Origin of the sequence: Streptomyces sp. RGM 3693, assembly GCF_050471125.1 — a bacterium.
Lineage (GTDB): Bacteria > Actinomycetota > Actinomycetes > Streptomycetales > Streptomycetaceae > Streptomyces.
Genome location: NZ_JBMPPQ010000001.1, coordinates 2,534,320 through 2,551,956, shown reverse-complemented (window position 1 = coordinate 2,551,956; position 17,637 = coordinate 2,534,320). Strand labels below are relative to the sequence as shown.

12 protein-coding genes are annotated in these 17,637 nt (G+C 70.8%); all 12 read right to left on the bottom strand.

Annotated features, from left to right (window positions below; genetic code table 11):
* Nucleotides 1-530: 530 nt before the first annotated feature.
* Nucleotides 531-1,259, bottom strand: a complete 729-nt coding sequence (locus tag ACO0M4_RS10860) for a GntR family transcriptional regulator (RefSeq protein ID WP_430369658.1) — start codon at nucleotides 1,257-1,259, stop codon at nucleotides 531-533.
* Between the two features lie 55 nt (nucleotides 1,260-1,314).
* On the bottom strand, nucleotides 1,315-2,556 hold the full coding sequence (locus ACO0M4_RS10855) for an MFS transporter (protein ID WP_430369657.1): 1,242 nt from the start codon (nucleotides 2,554-2,556) through the stop codon (nucleotides 1,315-1,317).
* Nucleotides 2,556-4,403, bottom strand: coding sequence for an asparagine synthase (glutamine-hydrolyzing) (gene asnB / locus ACO0M4_RS10850; RefSeq protein ID WP_430369656.1), 1,848 nt, complete (start codon nucleotides 4,401-4,403; stop codon nucleotides 2,556-2,558). Before asnB (ACO0M4_RS10850) ends, ACO0M4_RS10855 begins: the two co-directional genes overlap by 1 nt.
* A 79-nt stretch (nucleotides 4,404-4,482) precedes the next feature.
* A complete protein-coding gene (gene asnB / locus ACO0M4_RS10845; protein WP_430369655.1) occupies nucleotides 4,483-6,324 on the bottom strand; it encodes an asparagine synthase (glutamine-hydrolyzing) in 1,842 nt (613 codons plus the stop codon).
* A 93-nt stretch (nucleotides 6,325-6,417) separates the two neighbouring features.
* Nucleotides 6,418-8,943 (bottom strand): FAD-dependent oxidoreductase, encoded by a 2,526-nt coding sequence (locus tag ACO0M4_RS10840; RefSeq protein WP_430369654.1) that lies wholly within the window; start codon nucleotides 8,941-8,943, stop codon nucleotides 6,418-6,420.
* On the bottom strand, nucleotides 8,940-10,292 hold the full coding sequence (locus tag ACO0M4_RS10835; protein ID WP_430369653.1) for an amidase: 1,353 nt from the start codon (nucleotides 10,290-10,292) through the stop codon (nucleotides 8,940-8,942). The genes ACO0M4_RS10840 and ACO0M4_RS10835 overlap by 4 nt, the downstream gene beginning before the upstream one ends.
* The gene (locus tag ACO0M4_RS10830; RefSeq protein WP_430369652.1) at nucleotides 10,289-11,182 is read right to left on the bottom strand and encodes an alpha/beta fold hydrolase; all 894 of its coding nucleotides are present in this window, start codon (nucleotides 11,180-11,182) and stop codon (nucleotides 10,289-10,291) included. Before ACO0M4_RS10830 ends, ACO0M4_RS10835 begins: the two co-directional genes overlap by 4 nt.
* Nucleotides 11,179-11,889 (bottom strand): hypothetical protein, encoded by a 711-nt coding sequence (locus tag ACO0M4_RS10825; RefSeq protein WP_430369651.1) that lies wholly within the window; start codon nucleotides 11,887-11,889, stop codon nucleotides 11,179-11,181. The genes ACO0M4_RS10830 and ACO0M4_RS10825 overlap by 4 nt, the downstream gene beginning before the upstream one ends.
* Nucleotides 11,890-11,967: 78 nt before the next feature.
* Nucleotides 11,968-13,761 carry a dipeptide ABC transporter ATP-binding protein gene (locus ACO0M4_RS10820; protein WP_430369650.1) on the bottom strand — a complete coding sequence of 598 codons (1,794 nt, stop codon included), beginning with the start codon at nucleotides 13,759-13,761 and terminating at the stop codon, nucleotides 11,968-11,970.
* Nucleotides 13,758-14,573, bottom strand: a complete 816-nt coding sequence (locus tag ACO0M4_RS10815) for an ABC transporter permease (RefSeq protein WP_430369649.1) — start codon at nucleotides 14,571-14,573, stop codon at nucleotides 13,758-13,760. The genes ACO0M4_RS10820 and ACO0M4_RS10815 overlap by 4 nt, the downstream gene beginning before the upstream one ends.
* Nucleotides 14,574-14,641: 68 nt before the next feature.
* The gene (locus ACO0M4_RS10810) at nucleotides 14,642-15,601 is read right to left on the bottom strand and encodes an ABC transporter permease (RefSeq protein WP_430369648.1); all 960 of its coding nucleotides are present in this window, start codon (nucleotides 15,599-15,601) and stop codon (nucleotides 14,642-14,644) included.
* Nucleotides 15,598-17,145, bottom strand: a complete 1,548-nt coding sequence (locus tag ACO0M4_RS10805) for an ABC transporter substrate-binding protein (RefSeq protein ID WP_430369647.1) — start codon at nucleotides 17,143-17,145, stop codon at nucleotides 15,598-15,600. The genes ACO0M4_RS10810 and ACO0M4_RS10805 overlap by 4 nt, the downstream gene beginning before the upstream one ends.
* Nucleotides 17,146-17,637: the final 492 nt, after the last annotated feature.

The window sequence follows — 17,637 nt, the reverse complement described above, 5'->3', positions numbered from 1 at the left end:
CCGTATGCCCTGATGGTCGAAGCCCGGGCCCGCTCGGGCACGCTGCAGCTCTCCGGTTTCGGGACGGCAGGCCGACCGGGCCGTGGCCGGCTGCGGGCGACCAGTCAGCGGTTGCCGGCGGTCAGGTGCGCAATGTGGGCACGGTAGCGGTCGATCTCGGCGTCGGTGAGGGTCAGGTGGCCGGGGCCGGGTTGGTCGGCCGGCAGGCCGCTCCCCTCCCCCGGTGACTACCGTCGGTGGCGGGGCGACGGTCTGCCCGCAGTCTGAACGGCATGCCCGCGCTGGACATACGCACCGACGCCGTGCACGGGACAATCAGAGATCCGCAGCGGCTCCGCCGGACCGATATCCGTGTACCCGCCGGCCTGAACGCAGGGCCTTACGGCCGGTCGTGGACCGTACCTTCGCCGGCCACTGATGGTCCGGGGTGGTGCGGATGCAGGCCCCTGAGGCCGCGCCCGCACCGGTACCCGCACCGGAGAGTCACTCGCGCTGCATGGTCGGCCTGACGCCGCTCGTGCGCGCCACGGTCATACGCTGAACTCGACGGTGTAGCCGTACATGTCGGCGGGATACCAGGAGTGTGAGACCTCCGCCGCCGCGCCGGTTGCCAAGCGTGCCGTGCGCTGTGTTCGCAGGACTACACCGCCTCGGCCGATGCCCAGTTTTTCGCCGATCTCCAGATCGGCGGGCCGAGCCAGGATGGTCTGGCGCGCGCTCGTCAGTTGGACCCCCGCCTGTTGGAGGATGTGCAATACACCGGCCGACTTCAGGCCCCGCTTGGTCAGCAGCTTGCCGTATGTGTCGCAAAGGTAGTTGCGGTGGAAGGCGAAGGGAGCTTCTCCCGCGAACATCAAGCGCTCGACGATCGTGCCGCGCCCTTCCGGCAGTCCGAGTTCCGCGGCGACCTCTTCCGGGAGTCGCCTCCGGTGCAGGAGGGAGATCTCCCGTACGGCGTGGGCGTTGGACGAAGCCGCCGTCAGCAGGTCGTTCATATCGCCCTTGAAGACATAGCGCATCGTCTTCCGGGCGACGTCGAGAACGAAGGTGCCGCGACCGTGCTGCCGTGCAAGCAGTCCGCTGTCGACCAGGTCGAGGAGGGCCTGCCGCACCGTTGCCCGGCTCACGCCGAATTCACGCGCCAGGTCCTGCTCGGGCGCCAGTTGATGGTGGGCGGGGTAGGTGCCGTCGAGAATCCGCTGGCGCAGCACGCTCGCAATCTGGTGATAGAGCGGAATCGGGGAGGAATGAGTGATCATGCGGTATCCGGGCTCGGCCTGAAAAAGGAGGGGCGCAGTCGTGCGGCGCAGTATCTCACCTTGCACGCCGAGCTCCCAGTACGGCGATGACGGCTGCCAACGCCGCCATCACGCTCCCCGCCCCGATGACCGCCGTGGCGCTCACGCCGTAGGCGCCCATCAGCCAGACTCCCCAGGAGGCAGCCGCGTACAGGAGGGCGAGGTTCCAGGACAGAGCGACAGCGGTGAAACCGTCCGAATGCGAGGCGATCAGTGTCTGCTGGTTCGTGTCGAAGGCTCCGGCGGCAATGAACCACACCAGCACGGCAGCCAGGTTGAGCCACAACGGCCTGGCACCGACCGCGACCGCGAGTGTCACCAGCAGCATGGTCGTCCACAGCGGAAGCAGCACCGATTCACCTCGGCCGCGGGCCCGTACGACGTCGCCGAACCGGCCCCCGAGCGACGCCCCGATGAACATGCCCAGGCCGCTGAGCAAGCCGACGGCACCCAGCGCGGACGTGGAGAGCTCGTACCGGGATCCCAGGAGGTCCGGCAAGTAGGTGTACGCCCCCAGGCTCGCCGCGTGGAAGAGGAAGGTGACGATCAGAGCGCGGCGCAACCGTGCGCGGGTCCACACCCGCAACAGGACACGCGCCCCCGTTTCCGGTGCCGGTTGGTTCCGGCGGTGTTCACCGCTGAACCGCAGTCCGTAGAGCATCAGGGGGAGTGCCAGCAGGGCTGCCGTGCTCAGCAGCGCGAACGGACTGTGCCAGCCGGCGAGATCGGCGGCGAAGCCACCGATGGGCACGCCGAGCACCTGGCCGAGCGCGAAGGCACCCATGCCCGCGCCCATGGCCGTACCCCGTACGGCCTCCGGGGCGCTCGTGGCGATCCAGGCCCAGATGGCCGGGCCGGCCATGGCCACCCCGAATCCGGCGGCGGCACGGGAAGCGATCAGCACGCCGTAGTCACCGCTCAGCGCGACGGCCGCATTGCCCACGATGAACAACGAGGCACCGATGCCGACCATGGTCCGCGGCCCCAAGCGGGAGTTGGCCAGGCCGAGCGGTGGCCCGGCCACCGCCTGGACCAGGACATAGGCGGTGACCAGATGCGCGGCACCGGCAACCGGAACGCCGACGTCGGCGGCGACCGTGGGCAGAAGTGGTGCCACGAGATACATCTCGGCGCCCACCAGGAAGAGGAAGAGATAGAGCGGTAGGTAGCCCAGGAGCAGCCGGGCAAGGCCAGGCGGGGCGGAACCGGTGCCGGGGGCCCGCGCAGTGCCGGCATCGGTGGACAGGGGGGTTTCCATCAAGGCAGCTCCGGATTGTAGGTGCGCAGCCAGACATCGAAGTTCAGGGCGAGTTCCGCGCCGAGGTTGCTGATGAGACTGCCCTGTTCGGATGAAGTGACGGCTTGGTGCAGGGCGCCCTCGTCGAAGAGCTCGGGGAGCCGGCAGTGCGGATCCGCCAGGCGGGCGGCCAACTGGTCGCGGAGCGCCTGGGCATAACGGGGGTCGGGAGTCGAGGGATAGGGAACCTTCGGCCGGTGCAGCACGGAGTCCGGCAACAGGTCGCGGACGGCCGCGCGAAGTGTGCTCTTCTCCCGGCCGTCGTGGGTCCGGTTGCGCCAGGAGATGCCCTGGACGTATTCCACCAGCCGGTGGTCGCAGAACGGCACGCGCACTTCCAGGCCGGTGGCCATGCTGAGCCGGTCCTTGCGATCGAGCAGGGTCGGCAGGAAACGGGTGAGGGCGAGATGGGATATCTCGCGCATCCGGCGTTCCAGAGGGTCGCCGGCCGGGGCGGGCGACACTTCTGCGAGGGCGGTGCGGTACTGGTCGGCGACGTACTCCTCGACCGCGAGCCGTTCTCGCAGGTCCTTGCGGAACAGAGCGAGGATGCGCTGGTGCAGCCGTCCGTGGGCAGGAGTGTCGGCCAGCCACGGGAAGGTGTCGGCCGCGATGGCGTCCGGGTGGTGGAACCAGCGGTAGCCGCCGAAGACTTCGTCGGCCGACTCCCCGGAGAGGGCCACGGTGGCATGGTCGCCGACCGTGGCGAAGAGCTGGTGCAGGCTCAGGTCCAGATCGCCGATGCCGTTGGGGAGGTCGCGCGCGAGGACGCTGTCGCGGCGCACCCAAGGGTCGGCGAGCAGCTCGCCCGACAGGACGATCTCCCGGTGGTCGGTGTGCAGATGCCTGGCGGCCTGCCGCGCGTACGGCCCGTCCTCGGTGGGGGTCGAACTGCCCGTGAAGGAAACGGAGAAGGACCGGATCCGGTCACTGGTGCGGCTGGCGGCGAGGGCGGTGAGGGCCGAGGAGTCCAGCCCGCCGGACAGCAGGGTGCACACGGGAACATCGGCGACGAGCTGTCGGGCCACGATGTCCTCGAGCAGTTCCCGCACATGGGCGGCGCTCTTGCCGGGGTCGTCGCCGTGTTCCTCGGGCCGGGCCGCCCAGTAGCGCCGCAGTCCGTGGCTGCCGTCCGCCCGGACGCGCAGCAGGTGGCCGGGCGGCAGTTCGCGTAACGCGGCGTACGGAGTGCGGCCGGGTACCTTCAGTAGGGGGAGCAGGAGCTGCGCCAGTCCTTCGCCGTCCACGCGGGGCGCGGCCGCCGGGTGCGCGAGCAGCGCCTTGGGCTCGGAACCGAAGGCGACACCGCCCGGCAGCGGCAGATAGTAGAGCGGCTTGATGCCCAACCGGTCGCGGACCAGCCACAGTTCGCGTGCGCGTGCGTCCCAGACGGCGAAGGCGTACATACCGTTGAAGCGTTCGGCGGCAGCCGGGCCCCATTCCTGCCAGGCGGCGAGGACGACCTCGGTGTCGCCGGCGGTGCGGAAACGGTGTCCACGGGTGGCCAGTTCGCTGCGCAGCTCACGGTAGTTGTACAGCTCTCCGCTGTAGACGAGGGAGAATTCCCGGCCGCCGCTCCCCCTGGTCATCGGCTGGGTGCTGTCTTCCAGGTCGATGACGGCCAGCCGCCGATGCCCCAGGGCCACCGGGCTATGGAGCAGCATGCCCGAGTCGTCGGGGCCACGGCAGGCCATCGTCGCGGTCATGGTGCTCAGCAGCCGCTCCGCCTCGACGTCGCGGCCGGTGTCCTGGACCGCCGGGGCGGGCGGGTATCGGTGGTGGTCCACCCATCCCGTGATTCCGCACATGCTGGTTCGTTTCCTTCCTGCGTCCTTGTTGTGGGAACGCCGCGTCGAGTGGCCGGGGGCGTCGGAGCGGCGCTCGGGGTCAGCGGATGGCGACGCGATAGGTGCGGAGCCACGTGTCCAGATTCAGCAGATAGCTCAGGCCCGCCGTGGAACTGCGGGCGGCGCGGGGGCTGGGCAAGGCTTCGCCCCGTTCGACGAGACGGCGGACGACTGCCCGGTCGACGAGGTCGAAGACCGGTGCCCGGGTGTCGGCCAGCAGGTCGTGCACGCGTGTGCGCAGCGTCTGCGCGAACCCCGGGCTGGGGTTGGCGGGAAAGGCGCTCTTGCGACGGTTCGCCACCGAGGAGGGCAGCAGGTCGGCGACGGCCCGGCGCAGCAGGTACTTCTCCTGGCTCCCGGCTTCCCGCAGGGACCACGGCACGTTGATGACGTATTCGACCAACCGGTGGTCGCAGAACGGCACCCGTACCTCAAGACCCGTGGCCATGCTCATCCGGTCCTTGCGATCCAGGAGAGCGGGCAGCCAGCGGGTCAGGGCGAGGTGGGAGACCTCGCGTATGCGCGCGTCACGCCCCCGTTCCCCCTCCAACCGTTGGGTTTCGGCGACGGCATCGGCGTAGCGGTCACGCAGGTACTCCTCGGGCCGTACGCGAGCACGGACCTCCTCGCGCAGCAGGGCGGCAGGGGTGGTACGGCCCTGCAGCCAGGGGAAGGTACCGGCGGCCAGCGCGGCCTCGTCCCGGAAATAGGGGTATCCGCCGAAGACCTCGTCGGCGGCCTCCCCGGACAGGACGACCGTGGAGTCCCGGCTGACCTGGGCGAAGAGCAGGTACAGGGAGACGTCCATCTCACCCCAGCCGGGCAGGTCCCTGGCACGCAGCGCGGTCTCCTCGTGGGTCCGCTGCTCGTCGGAGTCCACGAGGATCGTGGTGTGCCGGGTGCCCATGTGCGCGGCGGCGGCGCGTGCGTAAGGCTCGTCGCGGCTGTCGTGCCAGGAGGTGCGACGGAAGGCGCTCTCGGCTTCCGGGAAGTCCACCGAGTACGTGGACAGCTTCTTCCCGGTCCGGGCCAGGGAACGCGCCGCGAGCGAGGAGATCGCGCTGGAATCCACCCCTCCCGAGAGCAGCGAACCCAGCGGGACGTCGGATACGAGCTGCCGCTCCACGGTGTCTTCGAGCAGTTCTCGTACCCGGGCCGTGGTCTCGGCGGGCCCGTCCGTGTGCGGACGGGCCGGGGGTGTCCAGTAGCGGATCTCGCGCAGCGTGTCGCCCTGGACCCGGACGACATGTCCCGCACGGACCTGCCGCAGACCGCGATACACACCGTGCCCGGGGGTGGGGGCACTGGGCACGGCGAAGAGTTCGGCGATCCCGGAGTCGTCGAGTGCCGCCTCGAAGAGCGGGTTGGCGAGCAGTGCCTTGGGTTCCGACCCGAACAGCAACCCGCCCGTATAGGCGTGGAAGTACAGGGGTTTGATACCGAGCCGGTCCCGGACCAGCCACAGTGCGCCGGCTCGCGCGTCCCAGACGGCGAAGGCGTACATGCCGTTCAGGCGAGGGGCGAGACCTTCGACTCCCCACTCCAGGCAGCCGCGCAGCACCACTTCGGTGTCCGAGCGGGTACGGAAGCGATGGCCGCGCGCGAGGAGTTCGGTGCGCAGTTCACGGAAGTTGTAGATCTCTCCGCTGTAGACGATGACGAGGTCCTCCCGCTCCGGGGCGGCCGTCATCGGCTGTGCTCCGCCGGCCAGGTCGATCACCGACAGCCTGCGGTGGCCGAGCGCCGCCCGGCTGGACCGCCACAGCCCGGAGGCGTCCGGGCCCCGGCAGGCCATGGTGTCGGTCATCGTCCGTGCTGTCGCGATGTGTTCGGGTGAGGTCAGGTCACGCCCGGTGTCGGTCCAGCCGGTGATACCGCACATGGGGTGGGGGGTCCTTTCACATGATCGCGGAGTCGGCGCGGGCACGGTGGCGCGGGAGGGCGCGCCACCGCGGTCCGCGGGGTGGGTGGGCGCTCAGAGCAGAGCGTCCTCGTGGTAGAGGCCCACGCTGTAGATGCGGCAGCCCGGCGGGAGGGTGGACCGGACGGCCCGCTGTCCGTCCTCACGCCAGCAGGCCGCCTCTTCCTCGGTGAAACGCCGCGGTTCGGGCGGCCCGACGGCCAGGACCTCGACGCGAATCTGTCGGGCGCGGACCGGGTCGGGCAGGCGGACGACGTTCAGACGGCGGTAGTTGTCCTCGGCGCTGTGCAGTTCCCGCCACGGTCGGTCCGGATCCGGACGGCTCAGCAGACGGTATGCGGAGACGCACTGAGGGGGCCGCCACAGGCCGGGAGCGTTGCTGATCCGAGCGTTGAGGTCGGTGTCGAACCGGAGCCGCACCTCGTCGAAGGTGACGGGCCGGGGGTAGCTGAGCTCCAGGCCCTGCGGCAACGGTGCATACGGGTCGGACATCCACAGTTGCGGCCACCTCTCGGGCCAGTGCCGTCCCGTGACGGCGTTGTCCGCGCCGTAGGGGTACTGCACGGGATCGGTGCGCAGGGTGAGGGCGGTCCACTTGTCCTGGCACCAGTGCCGGTAGGTGGGCAACGCGATCTCACCGGCGGCCAGGGCGTCGTAGGAGTGCGCCTCCGGGGTGGGGCCGCCGCCCGTGGTGTGCAGGTACTGCGCCGTGGTGCCGGGGGGCTGGTCGGTGGCGGTGATCCAGTGGACGGCCGGCGCATCTGGTGCGGCGTTCCCGGCCAGCGGGCTCAGGGAGAGCCGATGGAGACGACCGGGGCGTACCACGGCCTCCAGCGGCAGGACGATCTCCGCCGTGCCGGGTGGCACGTCCACCGTGCCGTGGGCGACCGGTTCCCCTTCCGTACGGGTCCACAGCGTCGGGACCTCCGCGAGGTGCCACCCGATCTCCGCCGTCCCCCGGCTGTCGTTGCGCAGCCGGACCGCCGCCGTGCGCAGCCGCTCGGTACTCACCGGGAAGACCAGGGCGTGGGGTACATCCAGGCGTCGGGTCCGTCCGAGGTCCGGCGCGCCGAAGTCGAGCGGCGCCTGGCTGTCGGCGGTCACCACCGCCTCCGGCCCGGTGACGGGCCGCTCCCGCATCCCGTGAATGCGGACGTCCGAACGGAGCAGGCGTTGCTGTACGCGGTCAATGTGCCTGGCGTCGGGGTCGGCGGTCTGCTGGGGAGTCAGACCGCCGACCAGGGCGTAAGCGGCGGCGATGCCGGTCGCCTGCCCGAGCATGCCGAGAATCTGCTGGACCCGCAGGGCGCCCAGTGCCACATGCGTGGCGCTCAGACATCGGCCGCCCAGCCAGAGGTTCGTCACATTGCGGCTGTAGCAGGCGCGCAGCGGCACGCTGAAGGGCGGTACCCGCGTCCAGTGCCGGTAGTTGGTGTCGGCCTTGGACGGTTCTCCGGGCTCGGACTTGTTCAGCAGCCCTCCCTTGGCATGCAGGTCCAGGTACCAACCGACGGAGGCGATGCGGTCGGGCCAGAGCCCGTCCTCATGGCAGTCCCATTCGCTGAGCACCACGTCGCCCAGCAGCCGTCGGCTCTCCCTACGCCCGGGCAGCGACCCGATCCACTCCAGCGCGTGGTTGGCCAGCGCTCTTCGCCGGGGGTGGTGGTTCTTGAGGTAGTTCCATACGCCCAGTGCGTGGCGCAGCAGTTCGTCGCGGACTTCCTCGGCGCCGGTCACCTGATGGAACGGGTAGCCGATCTCCAGCCACCAGAAGCCTCCGAACTCCTTGCGGTGGATATTGCGCAGTTCACGGAACGGGCCGATCGGATGCTGTGCGTCATACGGTTCGACCCACGCGGGAGGCGTGTAGAGAACCGGACGACCGGTGTCACGGGCCCGCAGGGTGATGGTGCTGCCGGAGGTGGACGAGTCCCGGACGGCGGGGGCCAGCGGCTCCCCGTACTCGTGACGGGCCTCCCGTCCGTAGTCCCAGTCGGCGCCCGCGAGATACCCCACGGTTCCGTTTCCCGTGCAGTCCGCGAACTGCCGGGCGCACAGCCGTAGTTCCTTCTCCGTGGTCAGCTGGACGGCATCGACCCGGCTGATGGTGATCCCCCGGCCGGTGCGCTGTCCCTCGTCCGCGTCGCCGCCTTCGACGTGTACGGCGCGGACGCTGGCGTTGAGCACCGTGCGCAACCGAGGCTGCTGCCGTGCCGCGTTCCACAGCGTCAGGTCCCAGCCGGAGTTGGTCAGCCCGCCCTCCCAGAACTGCGCATGGTTGGTGGCCCTGTCTTCCAGCAGCAGTTCCTCGACGATGCCGGTCTCCCGGGCCCACGCCGAGAAGTGCGCCGTCCCTGCGGGCACCACACGTACCTCGCTGGAGGAGTTGCCGCCCAGAACCGGCCGGTCGTGCACCAGGACCGTGTCGGCGCCTTCGCGTGCGGCGGCCAGCGCCATGCACAGGCCGGCCAGTCCGCCGCCCACGACGACGAGGTCCGCGTGCAGTTCTTCGGTGTACCGGGCCGGCCGGTCGGCATGATTCTCCGGCGTCGGGTACCGGCCGGAGTCCATCGCGGTCATCGATGGTCTCCGTTCGCCGGTGTACCCGCCGCCTCGTACGCGGCCCCGGCCCGGAGTACGTGCCGGTCGCTGCCGGGTGCCCCCAGGAACTGCACGCCCAACGGAAGCCCCTGGCCCGGCGGTTCCACGCCGGGCACCGTGAGGGCGGGCGCTCCGGTCACGGTCGCGGGCCGGCACAGCCGTGGGTAGGCCGCGGCGAGCGGTTCCCGTACACCGTCCGGGCGTGTGAAGTGGGTGGCTTCCCGCTCCGCGGCCGGCCCCGGGACAGTGGGAACGAGCAACACGTCCACCTCGGCCTCACGGAACAGCGCAGCCCAGCGCTCCCGCAGCCTGCCGATCCGCCGGCGCAGCTGCGCAGCCCGCTCGGCACCGATCTGCCGGCCGTCCCGTACCGCCGCGGCGATCCCCGCCTCGGCAGGGGGTGCGCCGGGGAAGCGGCACGCCGTCTCCCAGAGCGTGAGAGATGCGGTCAGTTCCCTGTCGAAGTACTCGGCGCCGACGGTGACATGGCGCCGCTGTGCACCGAGGAAGCACAGCTTCTCGGCCGCTGCCTCCACGGCCTGTACGGCGCGTGGCACACAGCCGTCGTAGAAGAAGCCGCCCGGGACGGCGATCCGCAGTCCCCGGACGTCCGACCGCCCGTCGTCGTCCGGCGGTGTGCTCGGCCCGCCAGCGGTAAGTGCGGAGAGCATGAGGCGGATGTCCGTCACGTTCCTCGCGAGGGGACCGACTTCGTCGAAGGTCTCGGACATGACGGTCAGTCCGCGCCGCCCGATCAGGCCGGCGCTGGGACGCAGCCCGACCACGCCGCACAGGGCTGCGGGAATGCGCGCCGAGCCGACGGTGTCGCTCCCCAGCGCCGCGGGCACCAGACCGGCCGCGACCGCCGCCGCGGACCCGGCGCTGGACCAGCCCGGTGTGTGTGCCGGATCGAGGGGGTTGCGGGTGTCGCAGGCGAACGTGAACAGTGCGGGAGCTCGCGTGGTGCCGACGATGACCGCCCCCGCCGAACGCAGGGCCGCAACGGCCCGGGCCGGAGCCCGGCCCTCAACACCCGTCTCCAGCAACGTTTTGCACGCCAGCGGTACCCCGTGCAGCGGGCCCAGCCGTTCGCCACTCATCACCTGGCGCTCGGCCTCCCGGGCCGCCTGTCTGGCACCGTCCGCATCGACCCGGTCGAACGCCCGTAACCAGGGATCTTCGCGTTCGATGCCACGCAAGCACCGCTCCAGCAGCGCGAGGGGGGAGAGGTGTCCCTCACGTACCAGCCGCGCCGCCTCCGCCACGCCCGGGACGTCCGCCGTTCCGGCATCGATGTCGCAGGCGCTCCGCCCACCCGTGCCCGTCATGTCCCGCCTCCGGCCCGCACCACGTCGGATCCGAAGGTGAAGGTCCCCTCGCCGGCGCCTTCCAACAGGGCCAACCACTGTTCGAGGAGGGTGTGGAAGCGTTCCGGGGCCTCCAGGTGGAGGAAGTGACCGCAGCCCTCCCAGACCAGACTGCGCGACGGCGGGCCGGCCAGGACACCGGCTTCCCATCGTGCGCGGGTCCGGTCACGGTTGAGGGCGAGCACCGGCTGAGTGCGGCGCACCAGATACCGGGACGAGGCCGGCTCGCTGGAAAGGGATTCGGCGGGCATGTGGAGATCGGCCAGCGTGCGCCGCATCACTTCCGGGTCGGTCCGCCTCACGCGGTCGTACAGATACGCGCGGAGCTCCGGATGACGCGTGCGGTCGACCGAGCCGGCGACGAGATCGGGGGCGAGCTCGGCGGTATCGGTACGCAGCCGGTCCAGCCACGGCTGCACACGGTCGCGGTGGCCCTCCGGACGCCCATAGGCGGGGTCGAGAACCAGCAGGCCCGCCACCCGGTCGCCGGCCTCCGCGGCGACGACGGAGGCGACCACGGCGCCGAGTGAGTGGCCGACCAGAACGGCCGGGGCCGCCACCCCGCGCTCGTCCAGCAGCCGCACGACATCGGAGGCGAGCGTCGCCGGCCGATAGTCACTGGGCGAGGGTCCGGAACTCCCGTGACCGCGAAGATCGAGGGCGATGACTCGGCGTCGGGTACGAAAGCGCTCCACCGTCGCGTCCCAGTCATGGAGATCCGCGCCCCATCCGTGGATGAGGACGAGCGGAGCGGCCGTCGCCCGGCTCAGCCCCTCGTCCACGTACGCCAACGGCCCGTGCGGCCCGTTCAGACGGCGCGGCAGCCGCTTGTGCTGCGGCGGCGCGCTCAACGGTCCGCCTTCTGGGGAGCGCTCGCCCGCCAGCGACAACCGTGGTCGTCGCCGTCCTCGATCAGCTCGAAGGCGGGCCGGTAGCCGCGTGCGGCGATATTGGCCGAGATGGCCGCGGTGCAGAACTCGCAGGGGGACTTCAGGGTGAGCGGTACGCCGCGGGCGCGGGCGAGTTCCCGGTAGTCCCAGATGCCGCAGTGCGTGATGTGCAGTTCCGCCCGCTCGCGGGATGCCTGGAGCAACCGCATCCCGGAGCCGTACAGTTCGGCCTGCCTGGCCACCCGCCCTATGGCATCGGCCGCGCCACGGCCGTCGGCGCGCTCCACGGCGCCGTGCACCGCGGCGTTGGCGCGTGCCCAGGCCGTCAGCTCGCCGTATCCGAACCGGCTGATCAGGAAGCGCTCGATGAGGGCCTGTGCCCGGAAGAAGACGCGTTGCCAGGCGGTGGGGACGGGCGGGCCCTGGGCCGGGAGGTCTTCGAAAATGGCTGCCTGGATCTCGAACCACTCCCCCAGCGCCGTTCCGGCCTGCTGTTCGACGAGGTACTTCGTCATTCCCGCTTCGGCCTCGAACAGGCGTTGCTTCCACAGAGCGACCCGCTCGGCGTCACTCATCGTGAAGTCGTCGGCCGCATACCCGTCGTCGACGGGCGAATCCGCCCCGGAACGCTGCTCCGGAGGTTCGGTCGTCGTCTGCCTCGCTGCCATCTCGGTCCACCTCTCCCGCCGTCGGTGTCAGCTGGACCAAGTGCCGTCCGACGGCTTTCCGACACCCGGTCAGGTCGTTCACCAGCTCAGCGGACTCGTCGTGCCCGGTGAGCGCCCGGTCTGCCTCGCACCGGGCGTCCGGGTGCCTTCCGCCCGTGTGGCGAGTGGGGGCTCCCAGGAGGGGAGCGCGTCGAGCAGGTCCCGGGTGTAGGGGTGTTGCGGTCGGTCGAAGACCTCTTCGGTCCTGCCACGTTCCACGATCTGGCCGCCTCGCATGACCATCACGTGGTCGCAGAGTTGGCGGACGACCCGCAGATCGTGGGAGATGAGGAGCAGGCCGAGCCCGTACCGTCGGCGCAGTTCGGCGAGCAGGCCGAGGATCTGGGCCTGGACGGTGGCATCCAGCGCGGAGACCGGTTCGTCACAGACGAGCAGGCGGGGCCGGGGCGCCAGGGATCGGGCGAGGGCGACCCGTTGCCGCTGTCCTCCCGAAAGCTGCCCGGGCCGCCGTGCCAGGTGGGCCGCATCGAGCCCGACCTGTTCCAGCAGCCGTACCGCCTCGGCACGGCGCGTGCCACCGCTGGGCACACCCCGCACGCCCAGCGCCTCCTCCAGCAGCCGGCCAATGGTGCACCGCGGGTCAAGGGAACTCAGCGGGTCCTGCTGGACGAGCTGGATGTGCCTGCGCCGGGGACGGCGCCGTGACTCTGCCAAGCCGCTCCAGACCTCGTCGTCGAAATGCACCGAGCCGAAGTCCGGGGTCTCCAGGCCCAGGACGAGGCGGGCCGTGGTGCTCTTGCCGGACCCGGACTCACCGACGATGCCGAGCGTGCGGCCGGCGCACAGTTGGAAGGACACCTCGTGTACCGCCGCTCGGCGCTCCCCGTGCGGCCCCGGATAGCACTTGGTCACGGACCTGACATCGAGCAGGACCCGGTCGGTGGGACGAGCTCCGCCGAACGGGGTCTCACGCGCGGCTGCCTGCCGTGCGGGGGGCGCCGCGGCGGATTCCGCCACCGCGGTACGGCATCCGGCGTCCGGCCGGGCTGTCCCGGCCGGCCGGCGCAGAGCGACCGTCGGGACGGCGGCCAGCAGCTCCCTGGTGCGGTCGTGGAACGGATCGGACAGCACCCGTTCGGCCGGTCCCTGTTCCACGACGGCACCGTCGTGCAGCACTGCCACCCGGTCCGCCAGCGTGGCGACCGCCGCCAGATCATGGCTGATCAGCAGCAGGCCCATGCCCGTGTCACGCAACCGTCCCAGCAGGCCGAGAACCTGTGCCTGCACCGTGACGTCCAGCGCCGTCGTCGGCTCGTCGGCGATGAGAAGGGCGGGACCGGCGGCGAGCCCGGCGGCCAACAGTGCACGCTGGCGCAGACCGCCGGAGAGCTGGTGGGGGTACTGCGCAGCACGCCGCAAGGGATCCGGTACGCCGACATCGGACAGCAGCCGCACCACCCGGTCCGCGGTCTCGGCTCGCGGCACGATCCGGTGGGCACGCAGCGGTTCGGCCACCTCGGCACCGACGCTGCGCATCCCGTCGAGCGCCACCAGCGCATCCTGAAGCACCAATCCGATCTGACGCCCGCGTACCCGGCGCCAGGCCCCCGGCCCCCAGCGGGAAGCGTCGCGCCCCCCGACCGTCCAGCGCCGGGCGGTGACCCGCGCACCCGGACCGGCGAGGCCGACCAGCGCCCGGGCGGTGACGCTCTTCCCCGATCCGGACTGCCCGACCAGTGCCAGACACTCGCCGGGTCCGATGGCCAGCGTCACGCCGTCGACGGCCGTCACCCGGCCGCCGGAACCGGCGAATTCCACCGTCAGCCCGTCGCATTCGACCAACGGGGCATGCGACGTGGCGCTGCTGGTCACCGGCCCACCCCCTTGACGCTGCCGCCGAGCCGACGGCCGAGGGCGGTCACGGACATGGCCAGGACGGTCACCGCACAGCCGGGGAACGTCGTGGGCCACCAGGCGAGTTGGAGGTATTCCTGGCCTTCTGCCAGCAGCGTGCCCCAATCGGTCGACGGCGGCTGGGGCCCGAGCCCGAGATAGCTGAGCGCAGCACCGGAGACCATGGCACCGCCGAAGCCGACCGTGGCGAGGACGAGCAGAGGGCCGGTCGTGTTCGGCAGTATGTGCCGGGTCACCAGGTGACGGCGCCGCAGGCCCAGCACGGTGCCGGCCTCCACGAATCCCGCGCTGCGTACCGCGAGCACCCGGGCGCGGGCGACGCGCGCATACCCCGGTGCGCCGGCAATGCCGACGGAGAGGACCAGGTTCGCCGTCCCCGGTCCGGTCACCGTGATCACCAGCAATGCGAGCAACAGCTCGGGAAAGGCCATCAGGACTTCGGTGCAACGCATCAGCACTCCGTCCACGACTTGCCCGCACAGGCCCGCGGCGAGGCCGACCAGCGTGCCCACGGTGGCGCCGATGACCGTGGCCCCCGCACCGATCAGCAGGGACAACCGCGTGCCGTGCACAAGGCGGGAGAAGACGTCACGGCCGAGCTCGTCGGTGCCGAGGAGATGGCCGCTCCCCGGAGGCCGAAGGGCCTGCGCGGATGTCGCGTCCGGCGCGTGCTGGGTGAGCAGCTCCGGACGGACGGCGGCCAGCAGTGTCACGGTGAGCACCAGCGCGGCCGGAACGGTGGACAGTCCGCTGCCGAGAGGAAGCCTCAAGCGCGCGCTCCCGATGCCCTTCCGTGCCGCGGTCAGCGCACGGGGGACAAAGAGCACGCGGCGGCACCTCATGCCCTTGCCCCCCGCATCGCCCGTCCGTCGCGCAGGCGGGGGTCAAGAAGGGGCACCGCCAGGTCGACCAGCAGGTTGATCACCGTGAAGGTGGTGGCGGACAGCATCACGACGGCCATCACGACGGGCGTGTCCTTGGAGGTGACCGCGGTGATCAGAACTCGCCCCACCCCTGGCCTGGCGAACACTGTTTCCACCAGCACGGCACCGCTGAGGAGACTGCCCGCAAGCCACCCCGCCAAGTTCAGCGCGGGCAGCGACGCATGGCGCAGCGCGTGCCGCACCAGCAGCACGGGCTCCCGCACCCCTCGTGCCCGCACGGTCAGCGCGAACGGCTGGGCGAGGGCCTCCGCCATTCCCGCCCGCAACACCTGAGAGAGCGTCCCGGCCACCGGAACGGCGAGTGTCACGGCCGGCAAGACCAGCGAGGCCACCCCCTGGTCACCCGCTATCGGCAGCAGCCGCCAGCGGAATGACACCACCGAAAGGGCCAGCAGACCGAACCAGAACTGCGGTACGGACACCGCGATCATCTCGCCCGCCGACACCAGCGCTCTGATGACCCGTCCCCGCCCGGCAGCGAGCAGTGCGGTGGCCAGTGCCACCACTACGGCCACCCCCACGGCGGCCAGCGCCAGTTGGCATGTCGGACCCACCTGGTCGGCGAGCACCCGCGGTACGGGCTCGTTCAACTGGTACGAGTAGCCCAAGTCACCGGTGAGCAGCTTGCCGAGCCACACCCCGTACTGCACCACCAGCGGCTGGTCGAAGCCGTACGCGTGAACGATCTGCTGACGCAGTCCGGGCGTGGCGCTCACCATGGGGCCGACGACGACGTCCACCGGGGACCCGTCGATGAGGTGCAGAGCGACGAACGCGACCGTGACGGAACCCCACACCACGGCCAGTGCGGCGAAGCTCCTGCGCAGGGCGTACCGGGAAACTCCGGACCTCACTGCGCCCCCGCAAGCCAAGCGCCCTGGAACAGCGGCCATGCGTGCGCGTCGAACGTCAGCCCGCGCACCCGCCGGTGCACGCCGACCACCCGCTGGTCCACGGCGGTCGGCAGGGCGTAGCCGTGATCGGCGATGCGGCGTTGGATGCGTGTGTACAGCGCGTCCCGGCGCGTCCGGTCTCCGACGGTGGATGCCGCCCGCAGCCATGCGTCGAGCACCCGGTCCGAAGTGCGGGAGGCGTTGTAGCCACCATCGGCGAAGGTCGCTCCCGTGCCGAAGAGGGTACGCAGCACATCGGGGTCGGCAGCCGGCCAGTGGAAGGCCACCATGTCGTACCGCCCCGCGTTCCGGCGCGGCAGGAAGTCATTGGCCGGCAGCCTGGTGAGCCGTACCTCGATTCCCACCTTCCCGAGGTCGGCGCGCACGCCTTCGTCCAGCGTGCGTTGTTCCGGAGCTGTGAAGTCGGCGACGAAGGGTAGGTCGACGCTCAGCCGGTGACCGTTCCGGGTTCGGTAGCCCTCCTCGTCGCGCTGGTTCCAACCGGCCGCGTCCAGCAGCCGTGCCGCGCGGCGGGGATCGGGCCGCTCAGCGCCGGGCGACGGGTGATGTCCGGGAGTGGAGGGGCTGAGCACGCTGTCCGCCGGCCGCCGCTGTCCGAAGTACACGGACTCCAGCAGGGTGTGGCGGTCGAGCGCACAGGCTGCCGCCAACCGGATCCGCTGATCGGCGAAGGGGGCCCGGCTGGTGTTGAGGAAGTAGGTGTACCCGACACCCGGCGGCACCCGGCTCATCAGGCGCATCCGTCGATCCGCGCGTACGGTCGGGGTGTGCTGGGGCGGGACACCGTCCGCCACATCTGCCTGCCCGCTCAGCAGCGCGCCGATCCGCACGAAACCGACGGGCAGGAAACGGAACACCAACTTGTCCACGTAGGCGGGGCCTTGATGGCCGGCTCCTGGTGGCGCCCAGGCGTAGCGAGGGTTGCGGACGAACTCGGCCTGCTGTCCCTTGATGTGCGAAACGAAGCGAAACGGCCCTGTCCCCACGGCGGAAGGTCCGCCCGCGCACAGCGCTCCCGGGGCGGCGTGCAGCGAGCGTGGCGAATGAAATCCGAGGTAGGTCGTGCTGAGGGCACTCAGAAACGGAGCGAAGGGCCTGCTGAGCCGGATGCGTACCGTGTGCCGGTCGACGACGGCCGTGGACCGGTAGGGCTCGATGAGCGAGGCGGCGTACTCCGACTGCGTGGCGGGAGCGACGATCCGGTCGAGATTCGTTTTGACCGCCGTCGCGTCGAACGGGGTGCCATCGGTGAAGGTCACGCCCCTGCGTAACCGGAAGGTGTAGGCGGTGCCGTCACGGGAGACCTTCCATCCGGTCGCGAGCCACGGGGCGAAGGATCCATCGGAGCGCTGGGCGATCAGCGAGTCGTAGACGTTGCGCATGAGGGAAGCAGTGACGTCGGCGGGGCTCACCTGCGGGTCGTAGCAGTCGGGTTCCTTGTCCGCCGCCACCGTCAACGTGCCGCCCCGACGCGGAGGGCCCAAGGCTCCCACGTCCTGGGCAGCGCTCCCGGAGCGGGAACACGCCATGAGCCCGGCGGCTGAGACGAGCAACAACGCCACGAGCTGGTTTCTGGACGGAATTCGCATGCCCTTCCCAAGGTGGAGGCACACCGAAGCCCGCGCCCGACCCCGGCGGGAGCGCGCCACAGTGCGCGAAGGAGGATGCCCGAGGACAAGAAGGCTTCAGCAGGCAGTGCGCCCCGCCCTCCATGCGCGTGACCGCGAGGTGGAACATCGATCGGACCTGCCCGAGAGGAGAGAGCGACGACCCGGTGCTTCGTACCGGCCGTGCCGGTGCTGCACCCGATGGCGTGACGCAACGTCAACAACTGCTAACCCATCCATGGCAGACATCATCAAACGTCGCCCAGCGCAGGGTCAAGAGGGTTCTGGTTGCCCATACGTCTAGAGGTACGGATCTACGTACCTTTCTTGCCAGCCTCGACCTTCCACCCGGTCGGTTTCGTTGCCGAA